Origin of the sequence: Pararcticibacter amylolyticus, from assembly GCF_003130405.1 — a bacterium.
Taxonomy (GTDB): Bacteria; Bacteroidota; Bacteroidia; order Sphingobacteriales; family Sphingobacteriaceae; genus Arcticibacter; species Arcticibacter amylolyticus.
The window spans coordinates 36843-58503 of record NZ_QEAS01000024.1; the positions used below are offsets into that span (position 1 = coordinate 36843).

Here is a 21661-nt window from a genome sequence, read left to right on the forward strand (position 1 = left end):
ACAATTTTATAAACCGGCAGTAAAAAAGAACAATCTGATTTTAATGCTTATGAAAATTTTAACAAGATTGTTTGTTGTTGTTTTTCCTGTCGTTTTTTCTTTTGGTTTCGTTAATGCTGCTGTTAAGACCACGAATGTGAATGGTTTGGCTGGTTTATTCAGGAAGCACTCTGCCAGTTTAAAGAATGGGGATCAGCAAAGCCTCGAATTATCTTCCCTCGAACTGGCGAGGTTCTATGAGAACAGCGGATTAACCGGCCAGAGTGTAAAGTACTTTAAAGATGCACTTGATTTACAGGAAAAAGCGGGTAACACCTCTGCTGCATCCAGATCGTCTATCAGTATTGCATTTGCACTCCAGGAGGAGAAGGACTATGCAGGTGCCCTGAAGTATGCTTCTTCTGCGGCAGCGAAGGCTGAAAGGCGCGACAGCCTGGTTTCTGCTTATATCCTGATGGCGGACCTTAACAGGAACCTTGGCAACTACAAGCGGGCGGAGTCGATTATTCTGCGGAAAGCATTGCCTATCTGCCGGGGAAACGCTTCTGCCAGGATTAAATGTTTCAGGAGTCTTGGTAATACCTACAGACTGCAAAGCCGTTATTCTGAGGCAAAATGGTTCTTTATTCAGGAGAACATGCAGGCCCGTGAGGTGAATAACAGGAAAGCAATCATCAGTTCACTGATAGGCCTGGGGAAAGTAAAGACCGCAATAAAAGATTATGACCTGGCGATTAAAGATCTGAAGGAAGCTGAGCAACTGGCCCGGCTGAGCGGAAGCACAACGGCCCTTGCAGATATTCAAAGAGCCTTTGCAATAGTTTACGAGAAGATGGGAAATCTTTCGGTTTCTAAAAAATTTAGCAGAATGTCGGCTTCGAGCAAAGCTCAGGCCGACTATTTGGCTGAAAGAAGATCGGAAAATGCGGAAAAGATAGTTCAGGAAGCCCGGTCGCTGACAGTGCAGCAGCCGGTTACTGCCCCACCAGTAAAAGAATCTGTAAAAAGGATCCAGGAACCGGCATTCAATTACAGCCCGGTCTTTATAGCAGCAATCTCGGGACTGATTTCCCTGATACTTTTTTTGTATTTGAAAAAGATCCAGCCTTTAAGATCGCTTTAATACTATTTCCTTAGATATCCTTATTTAGCTGCTTCAAGCCTCTATATCAATTTCCGCTGACAATTACCTGATCCGTTCCGGCCGCCTGTCCTGCTGCTGAAATCTTAGTTTTGACTTTAAAATATCCTTTATTGCGCGTTCGTTCTCCGGAGACGTATTTTAATACTATCTTTATTAAATTAACCTTGCAGCTGTCAGTTTATGAAGGTTGTATCAAAGAAAACACCTGGCCAAGCCTTCGTGTTTTTAACCATTATAGTCCTGTCTTTTATTTTATCCGGGCCGGTATTTGGACAGGGTACATTGAAGCCATCTGTTAACAGGTTAATAGCCAGAGTGGAAGCATTTAACAGCAATCTTTCAGAAAAGCTCTATCTTCATACTGATAAACCGTATTATGTTGCTGGTGATACTCTATGGTTTAAATGTTATTTGCTGAATGAACGGCTTTTAGAAGCTTCTGACAGAAGCGGTATCCTTTATGTTGAACTTGCGAATGACAGCAATGTGGTGGTGAAGAGAATCATGCTGCCCGTTTTTCAAGGGTTAAGCTATAGTCAGATCGCGCTTCATGAAGATATCTTCCCGGAAGGAGGATATACGTTGAGGGCTTACACAAACTGGATGCGGAATTTTGGTGAAGAGTGCTTTTTCAGAAAGCGCTTCCTCATAGGAAGGCCGACAGACAAATCATGGTTGCTGAATTATGGACTGCGCCTTGGAAAGGAACAAAATACGGGTAAAGCATATCTGAGTCTGAAGATCACCAGGGTAGACAGTGTCCCGGTGGGCCTTAGGGAGTTGCAGGTGCATATACAGGATCACCGGAAGACCTGGTTCAGAAAGAATCTTGATACGAATGTTGACGGTACAGTGAACCTTGTTTTTGATCTGCCGGAAAAGATAGATCCCGGCAGTCTTACTCTATCTTTGCAGGATTTGCGGAAAGGGGAGGAAAACAGGCAAATACATACTCCTGTCAAAATTAACAGGCCGGAGAAACTGGATCTGCAATTTCTGCCTGAAGGAGGTGTTCTCCTTGCAGGCGCAGAGGGACGGGTTGCGTTTAAGGCGCTGAACGAAGACGGACTGGGTGCAAATGTCTCCGGAAAAGTTTACAACAGCCGTCAGCAGATTGTCGCAGAGTTCCGCTCATCACACTTGGGAATGGGGACTTTTGGTCTTGTCCCGGAGCCGGGAGAAAGTTATTATGCCAAAATTTCTTTACCGGACGGATCATTCAAAAGCTATCCCTTGCCTCTAAACAATAGCGGAACCTCGCTGATGATCAGGAATGATTTTCAAAGCGATTCTATTGAAGTTTTAATTAACGCTAGTGCCGATATCAGCAGGTTAAAACAGCCCTTTCTCTTTGTAGCGCAATCGAAAGCGGAGGTCCGTCTGGCTGCATCGGTCAGCCTGAATAATGGCTTCGTTCGATTCAAAATCGATAAAAGGGTGTTCCCGCAGGGAATCTGCCGGTTGACATTATGCGGACCGGATAGCCTGGTAAGAAACGAACGCCTGGTGTATATCCATCATGGTGATAATCTTCACATCCAGCTAAGCCCTGATAAAAACAGCTATACCCGACGGGATAGTGTTTCCCTTCGGGTAAAGGTAACTGACAGGGACGGCAATCCTGTCCGGGGGAGTTTTTCTATGGCAGTAACGGATAACAGCCAGGTTAGGACAGATAGTCCGGGCAGCTACTCTATTGTGACTTACCTGACTTTCGGTTCTTATCTGAAGGGACATATTGAAGACGCAGCTTATTATGCTGATCCTGCATCAGATCCTCAAAAATGGAATGCTCTTGACAAGCTGCTTTTAACGCAGGGGTGGAGTGGGTACGGCTGGAACGATATATTGAAGCCGGAAAGAACATTCATATATGCTGCCGAAAAGGAATTCATGGTAAAAGGACGGGTGCTGAATGCATTTAACAAGGCAGTTGCCAGATCAGGCGTCTCTCTGCTTTCCCGGAGGCCCCTGCTGTTTGCGGATACTGTTACAAATGAGAGGGGGGAATTTGTCTTTACCGGAATCTTTCCTGTTGATACCGCCTCTTTTTTTATCCAGGCGAAGAACAGGAAAGGGAAAAGCTTTAATGTGGGAATTGTGGTGGATGAATATGTACCTCCTGTATGCTCCCATGATCAGAGTAAGATGGTGCCCTGGTTTGTCAATACTGATACGGTAAGCTTAAATGCTACCAGGAACCGCGTTGTGCTTAGAAATGAGCAAATAAAAGCCAGCAAGGGACTCTTATTGCGGGAGGTTACTATTAAAGCGAAAAGGATCATTCCTGACTCGAAAAATCTGAACGGCCCTGGGGAGGCTGACGTTGTGCTGGATGAGAAATACCTTGAAAAGGCCGGACGAACAAACCTGGAAGATTTGCTGAGCAGGAATGTGAAGGGATTTGGAACAAGGACCTCAAAAAGCGGGGAACGATATTACAGCATCCAGACCATGGCGGTCCATCTCATTATTGATGGTATTGATACCGGGTTTTTCTTTCCCGGCGGGATGTCTTTTTATGACTTTCTCAAACAGTATTTCGATTATTATGACGCAGAGGAAATAAAAGGGATAGAGGTGATGACGAGTGGCAGGTTTCAGATGTCTTATACCAGCCGGTTCCTGGGCCCTATGGAAAAACCATGGGATCACGCCTTTATTGAAGTGACTACTCGCGGAGGAAAGGGACCCTTTTTAAAGAAAACCGTTGGGACCTACTTATACAAACCGATTCCCTTCACTACTCCATGTGCCTTTTATTCTCCTAAATATACACCTGAAAGCATCCCGGACGGGACCGACATCCGCCCGACTGTTTACTGGGATCCCAATATCATTACTGATAAACAAGGAGAGGCCACGATCTGCTTTTTTACATCTGATAATCCAGGTGTTTATTCGGTTATCATGGAAGGGACAGATTTAGCCGGTGCCATTGGTGCAGGCCGGACAAGAATTGTTGTGAAGAAATAAGTCCGGTTCGGGTAAGCTTTTAGCTTATTACAGTGTCCTGAGAATGTCAATATTTTTCTTTTTGACTTTTTATGTAAAAAAGTCACTATTCTTGCAGGGATTTAAAATCTGTATCACACAGCAGATTTTTTACGTAAAACAGTTAAACGAACAATACAATGGAACAAGCTAATCGAAAACAGGCGGGTATACCTGGAACAACGAGACGCTCCGGACTGATCACGTGGTGGATCAGCGGATTGATAATTGATGTGCTATCCTGGCAGATCGATGCCGAAATGAAACGCTTCAGACAGCGGTACGAGAATTAATTTACAGACGAGTTTTATTTTAATACTAAAAACATGAAAGATCTGATACGGGAGCAGCTTTGTTTAGTTTCTGGCTTGCCTGAATCAGCGTTCCCTGATCATGCCGATCTCAGAAAAGACGTAGGGCTTGATTCTATCACAATGATTGAAGTGATTGCCAGCCTGGAAGATCATTTTCTGATATCCATCCCGCATGGTGATTATCACCGCCTTAAATCTGTTCAGACCATAGAGGATTACTTGCAGGACCGGGCAGTAGAGACGCCCATTTAGCCGGGAACGTTATTCTTAATTTCCCCAGGCAGTAATAACAATACTTCTTGAGCCTCCGTAATTCCGGTGTTCGCACAAGTAGATTCCCTGCCAGGTGCCTAAGGCCAAACGACCATTTGTAACCGGGATTGTAACTGAACTGCCCAGTAATGCGGCTTTAAGATGAGCAGGCATGTCATCTGACCCTTCATAGTCATGGAGATAACCGGGGTCATTTTCCGGTACGGCTTTATTAAAATACATTTCGAAATCTGCTCTGACGGTTGGATCGGCATTCTCGTTGATGGAGAGTGATGCCGATGTATGTTGTATAAAAACCTGACAAATTCCTGTTTCCAGCTCCGCGATCTGCGGAAGTGCCTGCATGATCTCCCGGGTGATAAGATGAAAACCTCTGCTGCGTTCTTTTAACTGTATGTTTTTCTGATATAGTTTCATTGGGTGATCATTTTCGGTACAAACTTCTGTTTATTTCACGATTCTACCTAACCTTATTGAAGACAGTGTGCTTTATGAATTATCGAGATTCGCATTCACTCTTTCCGTGAGGTGGATAAAGAAATCGTAGCTTTGGAGAATAAGGAGAAGAATACAGCATGCTGACAACAACGAATGATGTTCATTTGCAGTTTGCAGGTTTTTTCAGAAATGAGACATTACGACCGTATGCCTGGCTCGTTTCTAAAAAACTTAGCGAAGGCCATATCTGCCTGAAGCTTGATGATCTGGAAACAGACATGGAGATACTCCCTGAATATTTCAGTAATGCTTTCAGAGCTCCTGCTGCGCTGGCTGAAGAACCTATGGTTGGGCATAATCCGGGGGACCGCAAGCCCTTTATTCTATACAATAATAATCTTTACCTGCATAAGTATTTCAATTATGAGACCCGGATCCTGAACAGGATACAGAAGTTCAGGGAGAGTGAAGATTTAGTACTTGAGGAAAGGTCCCTGATGCTGGGCAGGGAGACAGAATTTCTCAGCACCTTGTTTCCACCACCTGTTGCAGGGAGCCTTTCAGCAGCAATGACAGACTGGCAAATGGTGGCGGCGATCAGTGCAGTGCTTAATAATTTTACGATTATCACCGGCGGCCCGGGCACGGGCAAAACAACTACCGTAGCAAGGATCCTGGCCTTGCTTTACAAGACCGATCCGGATCTGAAGGTGGCTTTGGCTGCGCCGACAGGAAAGGCTGCGGCGAGGATGGCAGAATCACTCAGGTCGGCTTCATTTACAGCGGCACCTGAAATTGCTGCCGGATTTCAGAAACTCGAGCCTTTAACGATCCATCGTCTTCTGAAATATGTTCCTGATTCTGCTTATTTTAAACATCACCAGGATAACCCGCTCCGGTATGATGTGATCATTGTGGACGAGTCATCTATGATAGATGCAGCTTTGTTCGCCAAATTGCTTGACGCCACAGGGGACAATACCCGCCTGATCCTGCTGGGAGATAAAGATCAACTGGCTTCTGTAGAGGCGGGAAGTTTGTTTGGAGATCTGTGCCAGTCACAAACCAGTATGAATGTATTCAGCAGGGAACGTGCGCAGCTCATTAACTCTCTTATTAGTGAACCCTTCAGGCAGCTTCAGGAGGAACATGTTGGTACACTGTCCCAAAATCCTTTATTTCAGCACATCATCGAACTGAAGTTCAGCCGTCGCTTCAGCGGGGAAGAAGGGATCGGCAAATTTAGCAAGGCGGTGATCAGCAATGACAGGATTACCATCCAAAGTTTTATCGCAAAACCAGATGCCCAGGTGACCGTTGATCCGGAATATTCACAGATTCGATTTGAAGAATTTATCCGGGAGTATGAAGATTATATTCGTGAACAGGACATTCTGTCTGCATTGCGCAAAATGAATACTATCCGGGTGCTTTGTGCGACCCGTGAAGGAAACTACGGTGTATTCCAGTTAAACAGGAGAATAGAAAAATACCTTGAGCAAAAAAGGCTCATCCGTCTGAATGCTGAGTTCTATGAAAACCGGCCGGTGATGGTCACATCAAATAATTACACGGTAGGATTGTATAACGGTGATACCGGGATAGTGAGGAGTGATGAAAAAGGAACCGTAAAGGTCTGGTTTGAAGATGGCGATGGAAAATTGAAATCGGTGTTACCGGGCTATATCAGCCAGGCAGAAACGGTATTTGCGATGACCATTCATAAAAGTCAGGGTTCAGAGTTTAAAAAAGTACTCGTGATGCTGCCTCCTGAACAGGATGTAGAGATCCTCACAAGGGAGCTGCTCTACACGGGGGTGACCAGAGCCCGCACTTTTGTTTTGGTTCAGGGACAGGAGAATGTTATTTTAAAGGCTGCTGAGCGTCATGTAAAAAGGGCTTCGGGACTTGGTCTGAGGTTGAATCTTCCTAATGGGTAAATTTCCGTATGGCATTGTATCTGCAAGTTTCTAATTCTTTATCTCAGCTCGCAAAGCGGCTGTGTACAAATCTGCAATCCCAGTCAAATGAGGTATTTCAGCCCTATTATATCATTACTCAAACGGAGGGGATGAATAACTGGCTGAAAATCCAGATGGCGGAGTGTATGGGAATTGCCGCAAACTACCGTTTCCTGAAGCCGAACGATATCATCTTTGAGGTATATCAGTTACTCGGCGGGAAATATTCCCGTACTATGTCCCCGGAACATCTTTCCTGGATCTTTTACAGGATCCTGAACGACAGGGAGTTTTTATCGGCGTTTCCTGATATCGCAGCTTATTATCAGCATGGAAGCGACAGGGAAGTAAAGAGGTTTGCTTTGGCAGCGAAAGTAGCCGACCTGATCGACCAGTACCAGATATACCGTCCGGAAATGATCGGGGAATGGAATGAATCGGCCCCCGGCGATGTACGGAGCGGCGAATGGCAGAAATATTTGTGGACAAGGGCCCGTCTGCTGATGCAGGATAATATTCCTGACAGGACCCTGATGGGACAATATATTTTACAGGCAATCAGAAAAGGACAAAATACAAATGCATTGCAGGCCAGGATGCCGGGGATCCATATTTTTGGATTATCTGTCATCACCAGCTATCATCTTAGTTTGTTCAGCGCCCTGAGCCCTTATGTTGATTTTTATTTCTATATCCTCAATCCGGCGCCTTCCGAATACTGGTTTGAAGACCGGACGGAAAGGCAGCTGGCATTCCTGAAAAAGAAGGGGCTCGTTCCTGCGGATCAGGAAGCTTCGGGTAACCCTCTGCTAACAAGCTGGGGGCGGCTGATTCAGAATACCTTCAGCCTTTTCTTTCAGCATGATGAACTGATTAACTCCTATGAAGAGGCGAAGACGGAAGAGCCGGGAGACGCTTCTCTGCTCCAGTGTCTTCAGCAGGACATCTTTTACAACAGGGATCATACAGAACGGAAACGTCTTTCAGTTGAGCAGCTTACAGATGGATCTGTTACCATAAATGCGTGTTATACTCCGGCAAGGGAAGTTGAGGCCCTTTATAATTACCTGGTATACCTGATAGACCAGAAAAAAGAGAAGCTTTCTGCCCGTGATGTAGTGGTAATGGTAACAGATATCGACACCTACGCCCCTTATATCAGGGCGGTTTTTAATAATGCGCCTTATATCTTCCCTTATACGATTGCAGATGAGAGTTTTGCTGCTTCAGATAGTATTACGAACGCATTGCAGGCTGTACTGAAGATCTCCCGCCAGAATTTTAAAGCGGAGGAAGTTCTTCAGTTGCTGGATTCTGCTTATATAAGAAAGAGGTTTGGAATTACCGATACCGCTCTTCTCAGGAAAGTTACCGGCAGGGCCAATATTCGTTTCGGTATGGATGGCGACCGGGACGACGATACTGTATATGTAAGCTGGAAGTACGGAATGGAACGTATTATGTACAGTCTTTGCATTGGTGGTCAGGAGGAATTTGTGGACGAAAAAGGCGAAAGCTATTATCCTCTTGATCTGGTAGAAGGGCATGCTTCTTCTGAAATAATCAGGTTTTACCATTTTATTGAGGTGCTGATTGATGCTGTAAAGGAACGCGACAGGCACAGGACCGTACAGGAATGGGTAAGTTATGTGGAAGCCGTTTTAATGAACCTCATCTTCGAATCCGGGGAGGAGCCGGACGAGGATCACGCTGCTCTTTTAAAAGAACTGGAAAAGTACAATGAACTGAACGGGGTGGTGACAGAGCCGGTAAGCTACGAGGTTTTCAGTCACAGTTTTATTGGCAGACTTTCTTCTATAAGCAGGAGCAGTTCGTTTATTGCCGGAGGGATAACCTTTTGTTCCCTTATTCCCATGAGAAGTATTCCTTTCAGGGTGGTGGCGCTCCTGGGACTTAACTACGACAAATTTCCCAGGAAAGAAAATCCTGTCGGCTTTAGCCTGATGGAGAAGGAAAAGAGGAAAGGAGACCGGAACATAAAGGAGAACGATAAACATTTGTTCCTTGAAACATTATTATCAGCTAGAGACTATTTCTATATCAGTTACATCGGGCAAAATGTTAAAGATAATACCGTACTTCCTCCTTCAGCTCTGGTCGACGAGTTGATTGACTATATTGAGGCGGGAATCGAGGAAACGGAAAGACATTCGGTGTCCCTCACTACCCGCCAGCCCTTACATAGCTTTAGTACGAAATATAAGACCGGCGACCCGCGGCTGTACAATTACCTGGATGCTGTGCCCGAAGAAATTACGAATGACGTTTTGGTAAAAAAAGATCCGGGCGCGACCCTTTCTGATGTTTCTGCTGATAGTTTTATCGCCTTCTTCAGAAATCCTTTTAAGGGATATTATCATGATGTATTAGGTGTTTATTATCGGACGGAAGACATTTTGTTAAGTGATACCGAGATTTTTGATCTTGGAGGACTTGAAAAGTGGCAGCTCAAGCAGGTGTTGCTGCATCATGATACTGACGCTGTCTCCGGATTAAAAGAGAAGCTGGTAAAAACAGGGGGGCTTCCTCTGAAGAATATGGCCGGCATCGCTCTCGAAAGTGCAGAACTGGAAGTTTCGCCGGTTAGGAAACTCATGAGGGAATTTACTGACGGAGTGAAGGAATCAGTTCCTGAAATTGAAGTCCTGCTGGATTCCATAACAGTGAGGGGGACTCTGCCGGGAGTATATGGAGATAAACTGGTTTATGTCTCCTGGTCTAAAAGTGAAGGAAAATACCTCCAGGATGCTTACCTGAGATATCTTCTTGCCAGGGCCGGGGGAGTGGCAGATGAAGTATATTTTATTTCAGCTCATAAAAACATCGCCTGCAGAGGAACTCATCTTACAAAAGAAGAGGCTATCAGAAGGCTGAATGAACTGGTATTATTGTACATACAGGGACATGAAGAGATCCTCGCATGGTACCCTGATTTTGAAATTCAGCCGCAAAAGATTGTGCAGCTCACGGATGATGACCTGATGAATGTGGCTGAAAAGAAGCTTAATTCGTACTCCATACCCTGCAATGATCCTTACATCCTGAAGGAATATGGAAAAGGGTTCTTTCAGAGAGAAGGGATCTCTGAAAGATATAAGAATGCAGCGGCGTATCTGCTGGCTCCTTTAACTGAAATCTTTCCTGAATACTTTAAATAAAAAAGACGTGCTATGCAGGTTGAAAAAGGAATTGAAAACTTTAACAGTATGACAGTCTCCCTTGAAGGGAGTAATCTGATTGAAGCAAGTGCAGGAACTGGCAAAACATATTCCATTGCCATCTTAGTGCTGCGAATGATCCTGGAAAAGAAGTTTTCTGTAAAGGAGATCCTGATGGTCACTTTTACGAAGGCCGCGGTAGCGGAGCTGGAAGAGCGTGTAAGGCTTTTTATAAGGTTAGCTTATAAGTCGTCGCAGGGGGAAGCCATAAAGGATTCGATTATTGCTGAACTGGTTGACCGGGGCATCGCTGAAAATGGCTCCGAATATATACAATCACTTCTCAGAGAGGCCGTGCTTTTCCTCGACGAGACCTCTGTACTCACGATACACAGTTTCTGCCAGCTTACACTGACAGAGTTTGCATTTGAAACCCAACAGCTCTTCGGGGCTGAAACTCTCCAGGACGGCAATGCGGTGCTAGGGGAAGAAGTAAATAAGTTCTGGAGGAAGGAGATTACGACTATTCCGGCTGAACTGCTGCAAGCTCTTATGGAACACGGCCTGTCGAGGGAGGGAATCAGTAATGTGGTAAAAGAGCATCTTGACGGTAAAAGATTTTTTGATTTCAGAGAGTCTGAAGATTATTCGATGTGCGATGAAGATCATCAGAGTTTTATAAAGGATATCCGGGCGCTGAAGGTGAAGGAAGATCAGTTAAAAAAAGATCTGCTGATCTACCTTAAGGATAACCAGGAAAAGTTAAGAGCCGCAACGGAGGGCAGTGGGCATGCGAAAAAAGCATTTTTAAATCTTCTGGATGATCCGGAGGCGTTCTTGGACGCGTTGCTGAAGAAGCGGGATTCGGCATACGTTATCAAGTTGTATCAGGACGTTTTGGATCAATGCGATGTTTGTGCCGGTGTTACAGAGGAACTGGTGCATCTTGTTAAAAAGATCATTTCCAGGGTTTACTGCCATGCCATAAGCAAAGTATCCCGGGGAGTGGCCGAGCATAAAAGGCGCAATAACCAGATGTCATTCGACGATATGATCGTGAATCTTCATGATGCGCTGGTGAAGAGGGAGAGCAGCAGGCTGATTGAAAAGCTGAGAGATAAGTACAAGGCAGTATTCGTTGACGAGTTTCAGGATACCGACCGCCTTCAGTATGAGATCTTTCAGAAAGCGTTCGGAGAGGATGTGATTCTTTTTTATATCGGGGATCCCAAACAGTCTATTTATGCCTGGAGAAAGGCTGATATTTTTACTTACTTTAAAGCCTGCGACGCTGTAACCCACCGTTACGGAATGAATCAGAACTACCGTTCGTCTGCCGCCTTTATTAAAGCGATGAATGTATTCTTTAAACCAGCTGAAGATTTCGACACCTTTTATTTTCAGGATGCGGAGCACGCCATTGAATATATAGACGTCGAGTCACCTGCATCCGGCAGTAAGGGCGCATTGCACAGGGAAAAAGAAGCCCAGGCTGCTATTACTGTTTTTGAAATACCGAACAAAGATGCGGTGTATGAGGCTGTAGCTGCTCAGGTTATTGAACTGTTAAACGACCCGAGCTGGCGGATAGTCAAAAACCCGGAGGAGGAAAGGACTATCGGCCCTGCTGATATAGGCATCCTTGTAAGGACGAATACGGAAGGGAGGAAAATAAAAGCTGCACTTGCAAAATATCGTATTCCGTCTGTAACTATCGGGGACGATAAAGTACTTCAGTCGGAAGAGGCCGTATCATTGCTGTATGTGCTGATCGCTATTTCGGATATTTCGCTTCAGAATATAAACAGGGCGCTGTTGTCCGAATTTACCGGCTTCAGCACACAGGATATTCTTTTTATGGACGATGAGAAAGCGCTTTCCAGATTCACAGGATATAAGACCGCCTGGGATGAGAGCGGCGTTTTCGCTGCCTTAATGGCTTTTGTAAAAGATTATTCGGTGAAGACGGTGCTGCTGGAACGAGGTGCTGAAAACGGGGAGCGGATCATTACCAATCTTTTCCAACTGATAGAATTGCTGCATAAGGTGCAAATGCGGAAGAACCTGTCGCCTCTGGAGCTCATTAGCTGGCTTAAAAGAGCGATTGAGGGAATGGAAACCGAAGGTGATGAATACGAGCAGCGCGTTGAAAGTGATGAAGAGTCAATTAAAATTGTAACGATCCATAAAAGTAAGGGACTTGAATACAAAATTGTTCTCGCTCCGTTTCTCGATTTTGTAATAAATAATAACAGCCCGTTTTGCAGTTTCAGAGATGCAGAAACCGGGGAGTATGTGTCGGCAGCCAGGGAGAGCCTGACTGAAGAACAGATTGATCTGCTAAACAGGCAGCTTGAGCAGGAAAACCGCAGGCTTCTCTATGTTGCTGTTACGCGGGCGGTCTACACCTGTTATCTCTATAAGATTACGGGCAGCTATTACCGTAATTCTACTCTCTCGGTGTTCACCGGTACTTTAAAGGGTTTACCGGGGAGCCCCATTGTGTTTCGTGAGTCTCCCGCTGTTCCTGCCGGGTATTTATGGCAGACTTTTAGCAGCAGCAAGAAGGATGAGTCTTTCCTGCCTGTAGAGTTCAGTCTTGCTGATAAATTCTGGAGAAAAATGAGCTATTCTATGCTGAGTGCCGGGCATTCTCCAGCTTTACTTGCCCGCGCCGGTGCACAGGCTGATGCTTATGATCATTTTATATTCACTGAACTGACGAGAGGGGCAAAGTCCGGGAACCTCCTGCACTTCATCTTCGAGAATGTCCAGTTTGCTAACCCGGACAACTGGCCGTTTGCGATTGAAGAGGCTATAAAACGGTTCGCTCCCGCACAGATGGAAAGCTATCCCGCTTTGCTTTCTGCACTTTTGGATCATGTATTAAAAGCAGAACTGAGGTGGGGGAACGAGAGCTTCAGACTAACTGATATTTCCGTGCGAAAACAACTGCATGAGCTTGAATTTGATTTTCAGGTGCCTTTATTCCGGGCCTCCTTGCTGGAGAGCCTGGCCGGACCCGGTGAGGAGATCCATGTGGGCAATTATCATAAACTGGAGGGCCTGATGAACGGCAAGATAGATCTTTTCTTTGAATGGAAGGGCAAATACTTTATTCTCGACTGGAAGTCGAATTATCTTGGGGATACATTGGATTGCTACATGCCTGTAAATTTGCTCCGGGCGATGAATGATAATAATTATCACCTTCAATACCTGATCTATACAGTTGCGGCAAAGAAATTCCTGGAAAGCAGGCTCCCTCATTTTGATTATCAAACGCAATTTGGAGGTGTTATATATCTTTTTGTAAGGGGGATAAGAAAGGAGGCACCGGCAGGTATTTTTATGAAGCGGCCGGATCAGGAGCAAATAAAACGGCTGGAACGGATTCTTGGCGGTGAAATGGATGTCTGACAGGATGATATTCAGATGAAACCTGCATGTCCGTTTTCTTATCCGCTTGTGATGCTTTATCTCCCGGGGGTCAGATGATGGGAATGCAGGTCTGAAGAATCCTGAATGATGCCCTTAAACGGTTTCTTCCGGTCCGGGCGTACTTTCCTCAATCTCTTTTTTTATAGCTTTGCTGCTTTTCTTCAGCTCCTTTTTTAGTTTTTCCTTCACATTCTTTACCAGCTTCTTTTCTTTACCTTTTAATTTAACCTTTGCATCTTCTGCGGTTTCTGAAAGAGAGCCGATAACTGATTCTATTGTGTTGATCTTATTCCGGAGTTTGTTTACTCTTTCCTGAAGAAAATATTGAACGTCTTTTTCTGAGGCTTTAGACATGATGAATGAATTTTTTCTTAAAATTATCGATTGATTCAGGAAAAAGCAAAGAAACCGGCGCTTTCATTAAATAAATTAATGATGGTGTTAAGTCAGTGTTAAAGAAGGGAAATCAGGGAGTTTCTTTAACATTGCGGCAATTTTACAGCCTTTATATATCTTCTTCTTCGACTTCTATATCAAACTTCCAGAAGATAAAAAGAGCAGCCAGAATGATCAGCAGGATCGAAATGAGTATATAAATTGTTTCCTGTTCCATGTTTTAGTAGCGTTGTTTCAAATGAGCAAAAATTAGTTATACCCTATATTAATCTTTTGTTAAATAATCGCCTGGCGGTCTTTAATCAGGTATACGAAAACGTCGGGCCAAGGGTTCCTGAATTTCATCACTTAATTCATCCGTCTTAATGTTGATTTAAAGCAGAGCAGACAGCTTTTGCTCCTGCCTTCGCTACTTGGGTGGCTTACGTGTTCCTGGTTAGATACGCAAGGGAAAGGCATCCTGAAATGAAACGCTTATTGAATATGGTATAGCTTTTGTCAAATATTAATTATAATTGTGTTGTGCAAATCACTTACCGCATTAAGATTCAGGATATTGGAATGAGCTTTATAGAAAAGCTTAAAAGCCAGCTTACAGCTCAGTGGAAATCGTTGTAAAGCCAGCAGAGGCAAGTCTAAAGATGTTCTGATCCATTCTCTGGTAAATCAAACTCCTGGCTTAGATCTAAAAGTTATGATGTTACTGTTTTGCCTGGGTAATAGCGGGAGCGAGGGCTATTATAACCGCACCTTTTTCACCGATGCTTCCATATTTTGCAACCGCTTCTTCCTTGCCCATTTTAGAAACACTGAGTATATCCTCCGGACTAAGATGTTTGTAGTTGCTTAAAGCTTTTTTGCGGGGGTAAGGAACACCGTTGACTACATAAAGAGACGGTTTGTTAGCTCCTGTGAGATGAGCAATATAGTTATCAAGTAAGTTTCCGGCAGATCCGCAAAGTGCGGCTCCTATTACAGCGCCAACCGCGCAGTTTCCGCTTCTTTTCCCAATAGATGCTCCCATTCTTTCTCCTACACCTGCGCCAATTTCCACTCCTGATGGAAGACGGTCAACCGTGCTGCATGAATCTAACGTAATGAAAAGAGCACACGCGCCAAGAAGTTTGATAATAGTACTCTTCATACTTAATTCAGATTTGTTTCTGATTACTGATACGCAATATACTGAAAAAAGGTTTGGATTTTGCAAGTTTTTTTTGATATTATTTTGACAAAAGTTTTTTCAATTCCTGCCATACATTATCAGCAACAATAGTTGTCCCCTCGGCTGTCGGATGTATGCCGTCTTTTTGATTTAGTTTAGGGATGCCGGCAACTTTGTCTAGCATAAAAGGAACGAAAGCCATGTTATTCCTGCCGGCTACGTCCCTGAAAATCCTGCGGAACGATGTAGTATATTGATTTCCCATATTGGGAGGAACCTCCATGCCTAAAAGCATCAGTCTGGCTTCCGGGTATTTAATTTTTACAGAATCGACAATGTCCTGCAAGTTTTGAGCTGTCTGAGCAACAGGCAGTCCCCTGAGCCCATCATTCGCTCCCAGCTCGAGCACGAATATGTCAATTTTGTTCTTTAATAACCATCCGATCCTGCTTTTTCCCCCGGCTGTTGTTTCTCCGCTTGATCCTGCGTTTATAGCACGGTAAGGTAATCCCATTGAATCTATTTTATTCTGGATCAGCGACGGAAATGATTGGGCAGAGGGATCTTCCAGTCCGTAACCAGCCGTTAAGCTATTGCCAAAGAAAAGAATATTCTTTTTTTCATTCTTCCGGGACGAGCCGGTATCGTTTGTTTTTTCATTCGTTTTCTGTGTATTGCTGCCGCATCCTGCGGAAATGCAAAAAATCAGCATAAGTGTAACCAGTTTGTTCATCGAATTGTCTTATTGTCAAATATATGATCTGTTTGTAAACAGGAACTGCTTTGTTTAGTTTATTTTGGGAATAAATTATGACCGGTTTTCCGGCAGAAATAAAACATAAGAGCTTGTGAGTACTATTTTATCTGTTTATAACCTAGGCAAAAATTATGTAAGTGCGGGGAGAAATTTAACTGTGTTGCACGATGTGACTTTTTCAGTTGAAGAAAGATCGATGGTGTCAATTGTCGGCCCGTCGGGAAGTGGTAAAACCACTTTGCTGGGTTTATGCGCCGGACTCGACCGCGCCAGCAAGGGCAGCATTGAGTTAAACGGGGTATCTCTGAACGGGTTAAATGAGGATGCCCGGGCACGCATCAGGAATCAGTATACTGGTTTTATTTTTCAGAATTTTCAGTTGCTGCCTACTTTGACTGCCCTGGAGAATGTTCTGGTCCCCCTTGAACTGCGTGGATTGAAAAATGTCAGACCGAAAGCACTGGATCTGCTGGATAAAGTCGGGCTTGCCGACAGAAGTCACCACTACCCCGTCCAGCTTTCGGGTGGTGAACAGCAACGCGTTGCTATCGCGAGGGCTTTCTCTAATGATCCCCGGATTCTGTTTGCGGATGAACCGACCGGTAATCTGGATACCACCACAAGCGAAAGGATAATCCGGCTTATTTTCGATCTGAACCGTGAAATGGGAACGACACTCATCATGGTCACTCATGATATGGAGCTTGCTGCCCGGACAGGCCGGGTGATCCGCATGAGAGGGGGCTCTATCTATTCGGATGAACCAATGGTTTCTTAAAGAATTTAATGATGGAGAAACGTGGTTTAAATCTGAAATGGCTTTTCCGTATGGCCTGGAGGGACAGTCGCAGGAACAGGTCCCGTCTGTTGCTGTTTATGTCTTCGATTATTCTTGGAATTGCGGCGCTTGTTGCGGTTTATTCATTCGGACATAATCTGAAGCAGGATATAGATTCGCAGGCTGCCGGCCTTCTGGGTGCAGACCTGGTGGTTTCAGGTAATAAAGAGCCGTCTGCTGATATGCAGAAATACCTGTCATCTTTCGGAGACATGAGATCCAGGGAACTGACTTTTGTTTCGATGGTATATTTCCCCTCCTCGAAAGGAACGAGGTTGGTCCAGGTGAGGGCATTGGAAGGCGATTTTCCTTATTACGGAAAGCTTGAAACTCAGCCTGAAAATGCTGCCGGGATATTCAAAAAAGCACAAATGTCTCTGGCCGACAGAACGCTCATGTTGCAGTTCGGTCTCAGAACAGGTGATTCTATAAAAGTAGGTGATCTTAATTTCGCTGTCGCGGGCTTCCTGGAGAAAGCGCCCGGACAAACGGGCTTTTCTTCGGGGATAGCACCTGCAGTTTACATTCCGCTCAAATATGCAGCAGCCACAGGCCTTTTGAAGAGGGGAAGCCGCATTAATTACAATTATTACTACCAGTTTAAAAATGGGATTATTCCTGAAAAGCTTCCTGACCAGGTCAGGAAGAGAACGGATAAAGATGGAATGGAGCTTGAAACGGTTGAAACGCAAAAGCAGAACACAGGAAGAGCGTTTGATGATCTTACCCGTTTTCTTTCCCTGGTAGGTTTTGTTGCGCTCTTACTGGGATGTGTTGGTGTTGCAAGTGCTGTCAATATTTATGTAAAGGAAAAACTTCTTTCTGTTGCGGTACTTCGTTGTCTCGGAGTGACTTCTGTGCAGGCGTTTTTAATATATCTGATCCAGATACTTGCGGCAGGCTTCATCGGTTCGGTGGCGGGGGCTGCTCTCGGTACTTTCGTCCAGCAGCTTTTGCCTCTTGTTTTAAAGGATTTTCTTCCGATCGAAGTGACGACCGGCGTTTCGATAATGGCGATTGGGCAGGGGATATCTGCCGGAGTGATCATTACCCTCCTTTTTGCGCTGCTTCCATTGTTGTCTGTGAGGAATATAGCGCCTTTAATTACCCTTCGTGCATCTTATGAACAGACAGATCTACGTCCCGATCCGTTAAGGTGGATCGTTTACTTGCTCATTGGCGGGTTTATACTGTTGTTTAGCTATTTTCAGCTGCATATTTTTACCAGGGCAGTGTATTTTACAGGAGGGGTTATCGCTGCATTTTTAATTCTGTATGCTTTTGCCGGAGGGATGATCTACCTGCTGCGCCGCTTTTTTCCCTTTTCGTGGGGCTATGTATGGCGTCAGGGGCTCGCCAATTTGTTCAGGCCTAATAATCAAACGGTAATCCTGGTGGTATCTTTGGGGCTCGGTACTGCCTTCATCTGTACGATGATCCTGGTCCAGCATATGCTGATGAAACAGGTCACACTGTCTTCCAGTGAAAATCAACCGAACATGGTACTTTTTGATATCCAGGGAAGCCAAAAGCAAGCTATAGCAGATCTCACCAGGAAAAGCGGCCTGCCAGTGCTCCAGGAAGTTCCAATCGTGACAATGCGGTTAGAAGAGATAAAAGGGAAAACTGCTGCACAGGTGAAAAAGGACAGTTCTTCGGGAATCCCCGTCAGGGCTTTCAGCTCCGAAATCAGGGCAACTTTCAGGGACAGTCTCACTTCGGCTGAGAAGATCGCAGACGGAAAATGGGGCGGGAATAATAAGGATGGAGCTGTTTACGTATCGCTTGAGGAAAATTATGCCCGCAGAATTCATGTAAAGGTTGGCGACCCTATGGTTTTCAATGTTCAGGGGGCGCTGGTTCAAACGGTAGTGGGCAGTCTGAGAGAAGTCGACTGGAACAGGATCCAAACTAATTTCAGAGTAGTATTTCCTTCAGGCGTACTTGAGAAGGCTCCCCAGTTTCATGTGCTGATTACACGAGTACCCTCCGCCGAAGCTTCTGTAAACTTCCAGAGGGCTGTGGTCACGCATTTTCCGAATGTGTCTGTTATAGATCTTAATCTCGTACTTAATATCCTTGACGGGATACTGAGCAAGATTGGGTTCGTTATCCGGTTTACGGCAGCCTTCTGTATTATAACGGGTGTGATCGTACTGATTGCATCTGTGTTAACCAGCAGGTATCAGCGAATGAAGGAGAATGTCTTGCTGCGCACCCTGGGAGCAAGCACCAGGCAGGTTCTGGTTATTACATCCCTAGAATATTTCTTCCTTGGAGCCTGTGCTGCTGCAACTGGCGTAGTCCTGTCTTTTGCTGCTTCGTGGGCCCTGGCCAGGTATAGCCTGGAAACGGAGTTTTCTATATCGGTATGGCCTGTACTTGCCCTGTTTGTTTGTGTGTGTATACTGACCGTATTGATCGGGGTTCTCAACAGCAGAACTGTGCTGAACAGGCCGCCTCTTGAAGTACTCAGAAAAGAGATACAGGGATAGGTTTAAAAAAGGATAATAGCCGCCTATCGCCTCGTGCCGGATGAGATTCATAAATTTTCCATACTTTCGGTGTTTGTATGCAGGATATAAAAAACAATAAAAAAATCATCCGGGGCTGGGCGATGTTCGACTGGTCTAATTCGGCTTATAATCTTGTTATTACTTCGACCATATTTCCGGCCTACTACACGATAATTACTACTACAAAAGAGCATGGGGATAAGGTCACTTTCTTCGGCAGAACTTTTGTTAATACGGCTCTTTCGAACTACACTTTATCTGTAGCCTACCTGATTATGGCTGTTTTATTGCCGCTGCTTTCATCTATGGCCGACTTCCGGGGGAACAAGAAGATTTTTATGAAAATCTTTACTTACCTCGGCGGGCTTGCGTGTATGGGCCTTTTCTTTTTTGAACTCAAAACTCTTGAACTGGGAATCATCTGTTTTGCGCTCGCCGCAATGGGATATATAGGAGGTGTGATGTTCAGTAACTCCTATCTTCCGGAAATTGCGACGGTTGACAAGCAGGACAGGGTAAGTGCCCAGGGGTTTGCATATGGATATGTAGGGAGTGTGCTTCTGCAGATCATCTGTTTTGTTTTTGTGCTGAAACCTGAATGGTTTGGCATATCGGATGCCTCTTTTCCTGCAAGGTTTTCTTTCCTGCTGGTGGGGATATGGTGGATCGCGTTTGCGCAGATTCCGTTTGCTCTGCTGCCTTCGGGAAGTCCCAATAAAGAGAGGATCAACCGGCAGGTGATCCATAACGGCTATCAGGAGCTGATAAAAGTATTCAGAAGAGTCAGGTCTGCCAGGGTGCTGAGGCGCTTCCTTTCTGCTTTCTTTTTTTATTCGGTAGGCGTACAAACCATTATGCTGGTAGCTGCAAGTTTTGGCGAGAAGGAACTGCATCTGGGCACTTCCAAGCTGATAGCGACTATACTCATTATCCAGATCGTCGCAATAGCGGGGGCCTTTATCATGTCGTCGTTAGCAAGGCTTATCGGGAATATCAGGGTATTAATATTAGTGGTACTGATCTGGATCGCTGTATGTGTGGCGTCTTATTTTGTTTCCACAGCCGGACAGTTTTATGTAGTTGCTGCGGTTGTTGGGCTTATTATGGGAGGGATCCAATCATTGTCGAGATCAACATATTCTAAATATCTTCCTGAAAATACTCCTGATACAGCATCTTTCTTTAGTTTTTACGATGTTACCGAAAAGTTGGCTATCGTCATTGGCTTAGCTGTATTTGCATTTATCGAAGAGCGCTCGAACATCAGGAATTCAGCCCTGACATTAAGTGTCTTTTTTATCCTCGGGCTTTTTATGCTCATTGTTTTATTATTTACTAAAAAGGAACAGAAGGCTGAACCCGAAGAATTGTAATACTATTTGTGCTTTTACAATTAAGGTTTACCTTTACCATTCTGAATATGACTGTAGAACTATTTATTCCTTGTTTTATCGACCAGCTCTACCCGGAAACGGCTTTTAATACCGTAAGGATACTCGAAAAAGCCGGCTGTAAGGTGAAATATAACCCGGAACAGACCTGTTGTGGTCAGGCATCTTTTAATGCCGGGTTTTGGGACGAAGCAAAAGCTGTGGGAAGTAAATTCCTGAATGATTTTTCGGAGAACAATTATATTGTTTCTCCCTCGGCTTCGTGTACGGGGATGGTGAAAAACTATTATAACGATCTGTTTACCAATACAGCGGTTCATAATAAATGCCGCTCTATTCAAAATAATATCCACGAGCTTTCTGATTTTCTTGTGAACGTGCTTGGCAAGGATTATTTCGGCGCTGAACTGGAAGGCCGGGCGGTTTATCATGATTCCTGTGCGGGCCTGAGAGAGTGCAGAATCAAGGACGAGCCAAGGGCGCTTCTTGCAAAAGTTCACGGACTTGATCTGGTTGAAATGAAGGACACCACCACCTGCTGTGGTTTTGGCGGTACGTTTTCCGTGAAGTTCGACAGTATTTCTGCCGCTATGGCCCAACAGAAAGTGAATCATGCTCTTGAAATGGAAGCGGAATACCTTATTTCAACAGATGCTTCCTGCCTTTTACATCTTCAGGGCTATATTGATCAGCATAAACTTCCCCTGAAGACTATGCACCTGGCAGATGTGCTGGCGCATGGATGGGGCAATGTGTAAAGGGAGTTATAAGTTATAAGTTATAAGTTCGGCGGGCAAGCGCACCCTGGGTTTAAACTTGGCCCCTCCCCCAAAAAAAACTTAAGTCTGAGACAA

Annotated in this window: 15 protein-coding genes; 11 read left to right on the plus strand and 4 right to left on the minus strand. The window is 44.8% G+C overall.

Annotated elements, in window-relative coordinates:
* Positions 1–49 precede the first annotated feature (49 nt).
* From DDR33_RS21960 to DDR33_RS21970, 4 genes are all read left to right on the plus strand, one after another.
* Positions 50–1123 carry a tetratricopeptide repeat protein gene (locus DDR33_RS21960; RefSeq protein WP_146198831.1) on the plus strand — a complete coding sequence of 358 codons (1074 nt, stop codon included), beginning with the start codon at positions 50–52 and terminating at the stop codon, positions 1121–1123.
* A gap of 201 nt (positions 1124–1324) precedes the next feature.
* Entirely contained in the window at positions 1325–4120 is a 2796-nt protein-coding gene (locus DDR33_RS21965) for a hypothetical protein (protein WP_109417955.1), read from the plus strand.
* Between the two features lie 158 nt (positions 4121–4278).
* On the plus strand, positions 4279–4431 hold the full coding sequence (locus DDR33_RS26010) for a hypothetical protein (protein WP_158280832.1): 153 nt from the start codon (positions 4279–4281) through the stop codon (positions 4429–4431).
* A gap of 33 nt (positions 4432–4464) precedes the next feature.
* Entirely contained in the window at positions 4465–4704 is a 240-nt protein-coding gene (locus DDR33_RS21970; RefSeq protein WP_109417956.1) for an acyl carrier protein, read from the plus strand.
* Positions 4705–4719: 15 nt separating this feature from the next.
* On the opposite strand, the gene DDR33_RS21975 is transcribed toward DDR33_RS21970, so the two are convergent.
* Positions 4720–5142, minus strand: coding sequence for a secondary thiamine-phosphate synthase enzyme YjbQ (locus DDR33_RS21975; RefSeq protein WP_109417957.1), 423 nt, complete (start codon positions 5140–5142; stop codon positions 4720–4722).
* Between the two features lie 158 nt (positions 5143–5300).
* Between DDR33_RS21975 and recD the strand changes: the two genes are divergently transcribed.
* The 3 genes from recD to DDR33_RS21990 are packed head-to-tail and all read left to right on the plus strand — an operon-like array spanning position 5301 to position 13723.
* Entirely contained in the window at positions 5301–7103 is a 1803-nt protein-coding gene (gene recD / locus DDR33_RS21980) for an exodeoxyribonuclease V subunit alpha (RefSeq protein WP_238387896.1), read from the plus strand.
* Between the two features lie 8 nt (positions 7104–7111).
* Positions 7112–10303 carry an exodeoxyribonuclease V subunit gamma gene (gene recC / locus DDR33_RS21985; RefSeq protein WP_109417958.1) on the plus strand — a complete coding sequence of 1064 codons (3192 nt, stop codon included), beginning with the start codon at positions 7112–7114 and terminating at the stop codon, positions 10301–10303.
* 12 nt (positions 10304–10315) lie between these two features.
* Complete coding sequence (locus DDR33_RS21990; RefSeq protein WP_109417959.1) at positions 10316–13723, plus strand: UvrD-helicase domain-containing protein; 3408 nt, start codon at positions 10316–10318, stop codon at positions 13721–13723.
* Positions 13724–13837: 114 nt separating this feature from the next.
* On the opposite strand, the gene DDR33_RS21995 is transcribed toward DDR33_RS21990, so the two are convergent.
* The 3 genes from DDR33_RS21995 to DDR33_RS22005 form a co-directional block, all read right to left on the minus strand.
* Positions 13838–14098 (minus strand): hypothetical protein, encoded by a 261-nt coding sequence (locus DDR33_RS21995; protein ID WP_109417960.1) that lies wholly within the window; start codon positions 14096–14098, stop codon positions 13838–13840.
* 742 nt (positions 14099–14840) lie between these two features.
* On the minus strand, positions 14841–15284 hold the full coding sequence (locus tag DDR33_RS22000) for a hypothetical protein (protein ID WP_109417961.1): 444 nt from the start codon (positions 15282–15284) through the stop codon (positions 14841–14843).
* Between the two features lie 79 nt (positions 15285–15363).
* The gene (locus tag DDR33_RS22005; RefSeq protein WP_109417962.1) at positions 15364–16038 is read right to left on the minus strand and encodes an arylesterase; all 675 of its coding nucleotides are present in this window, start codon (positions 16036–16038) and stop codon (positions 15364–15366) included.
* Positions 16039–16153: 115 nt separating this feature from the next.
* Between DDR33_RS22005 and DDR33_RS22010 the strand changes: the two genes are divergently transcribed.
* From DDR33_RS22010 to DDR33_RS22025, 4 genes are all read left to right on the plus strand, one after another.
* Entirely contained in the window at positions 16154–16840 is a 687-nt protein-coding gene (locus tag DDR33_RS22010) for an ABC transporter ATP-binding protein (RefSeq protein WP_109417963.1), read from the plus strand.
* 8 nt (positions 16841–16848) lie between these two features.
* Positions 16849–19395, plus strand: coding sequence for an ABC transporter permease (locus DDR33_RS22015; protein ID WP_202913816.1), 2547 nt, complete (start codon positions 16849–16851; stop codon positions 19393–19395).
* A gap of 77 nt (positions 19396–19472) precedes the next feature.
* Positions 19473–20789, plus strand: coding sequence for an MFS transporter (locus DDR33_RS22020; RefSeq protein ID WP_109417965.1), 1317 nt, complete (start codon positions 19473–19475; stop codon positions 20787–20789).
* Positions 20790–20836: 47 nt separating this feature from the next.
* Complete coding sequence (locus DDR33_RS22025) at positions 20837–21565, plus strand: (Fe-S)-binding protein (protein ID WP_109417966.1); 729 nt, start codon at positions 20837–20839, stop codon at positions 21563–21565.
* The last annotated feature ends 96 nt before the right edge of the window (positions 21566–21661 follow it).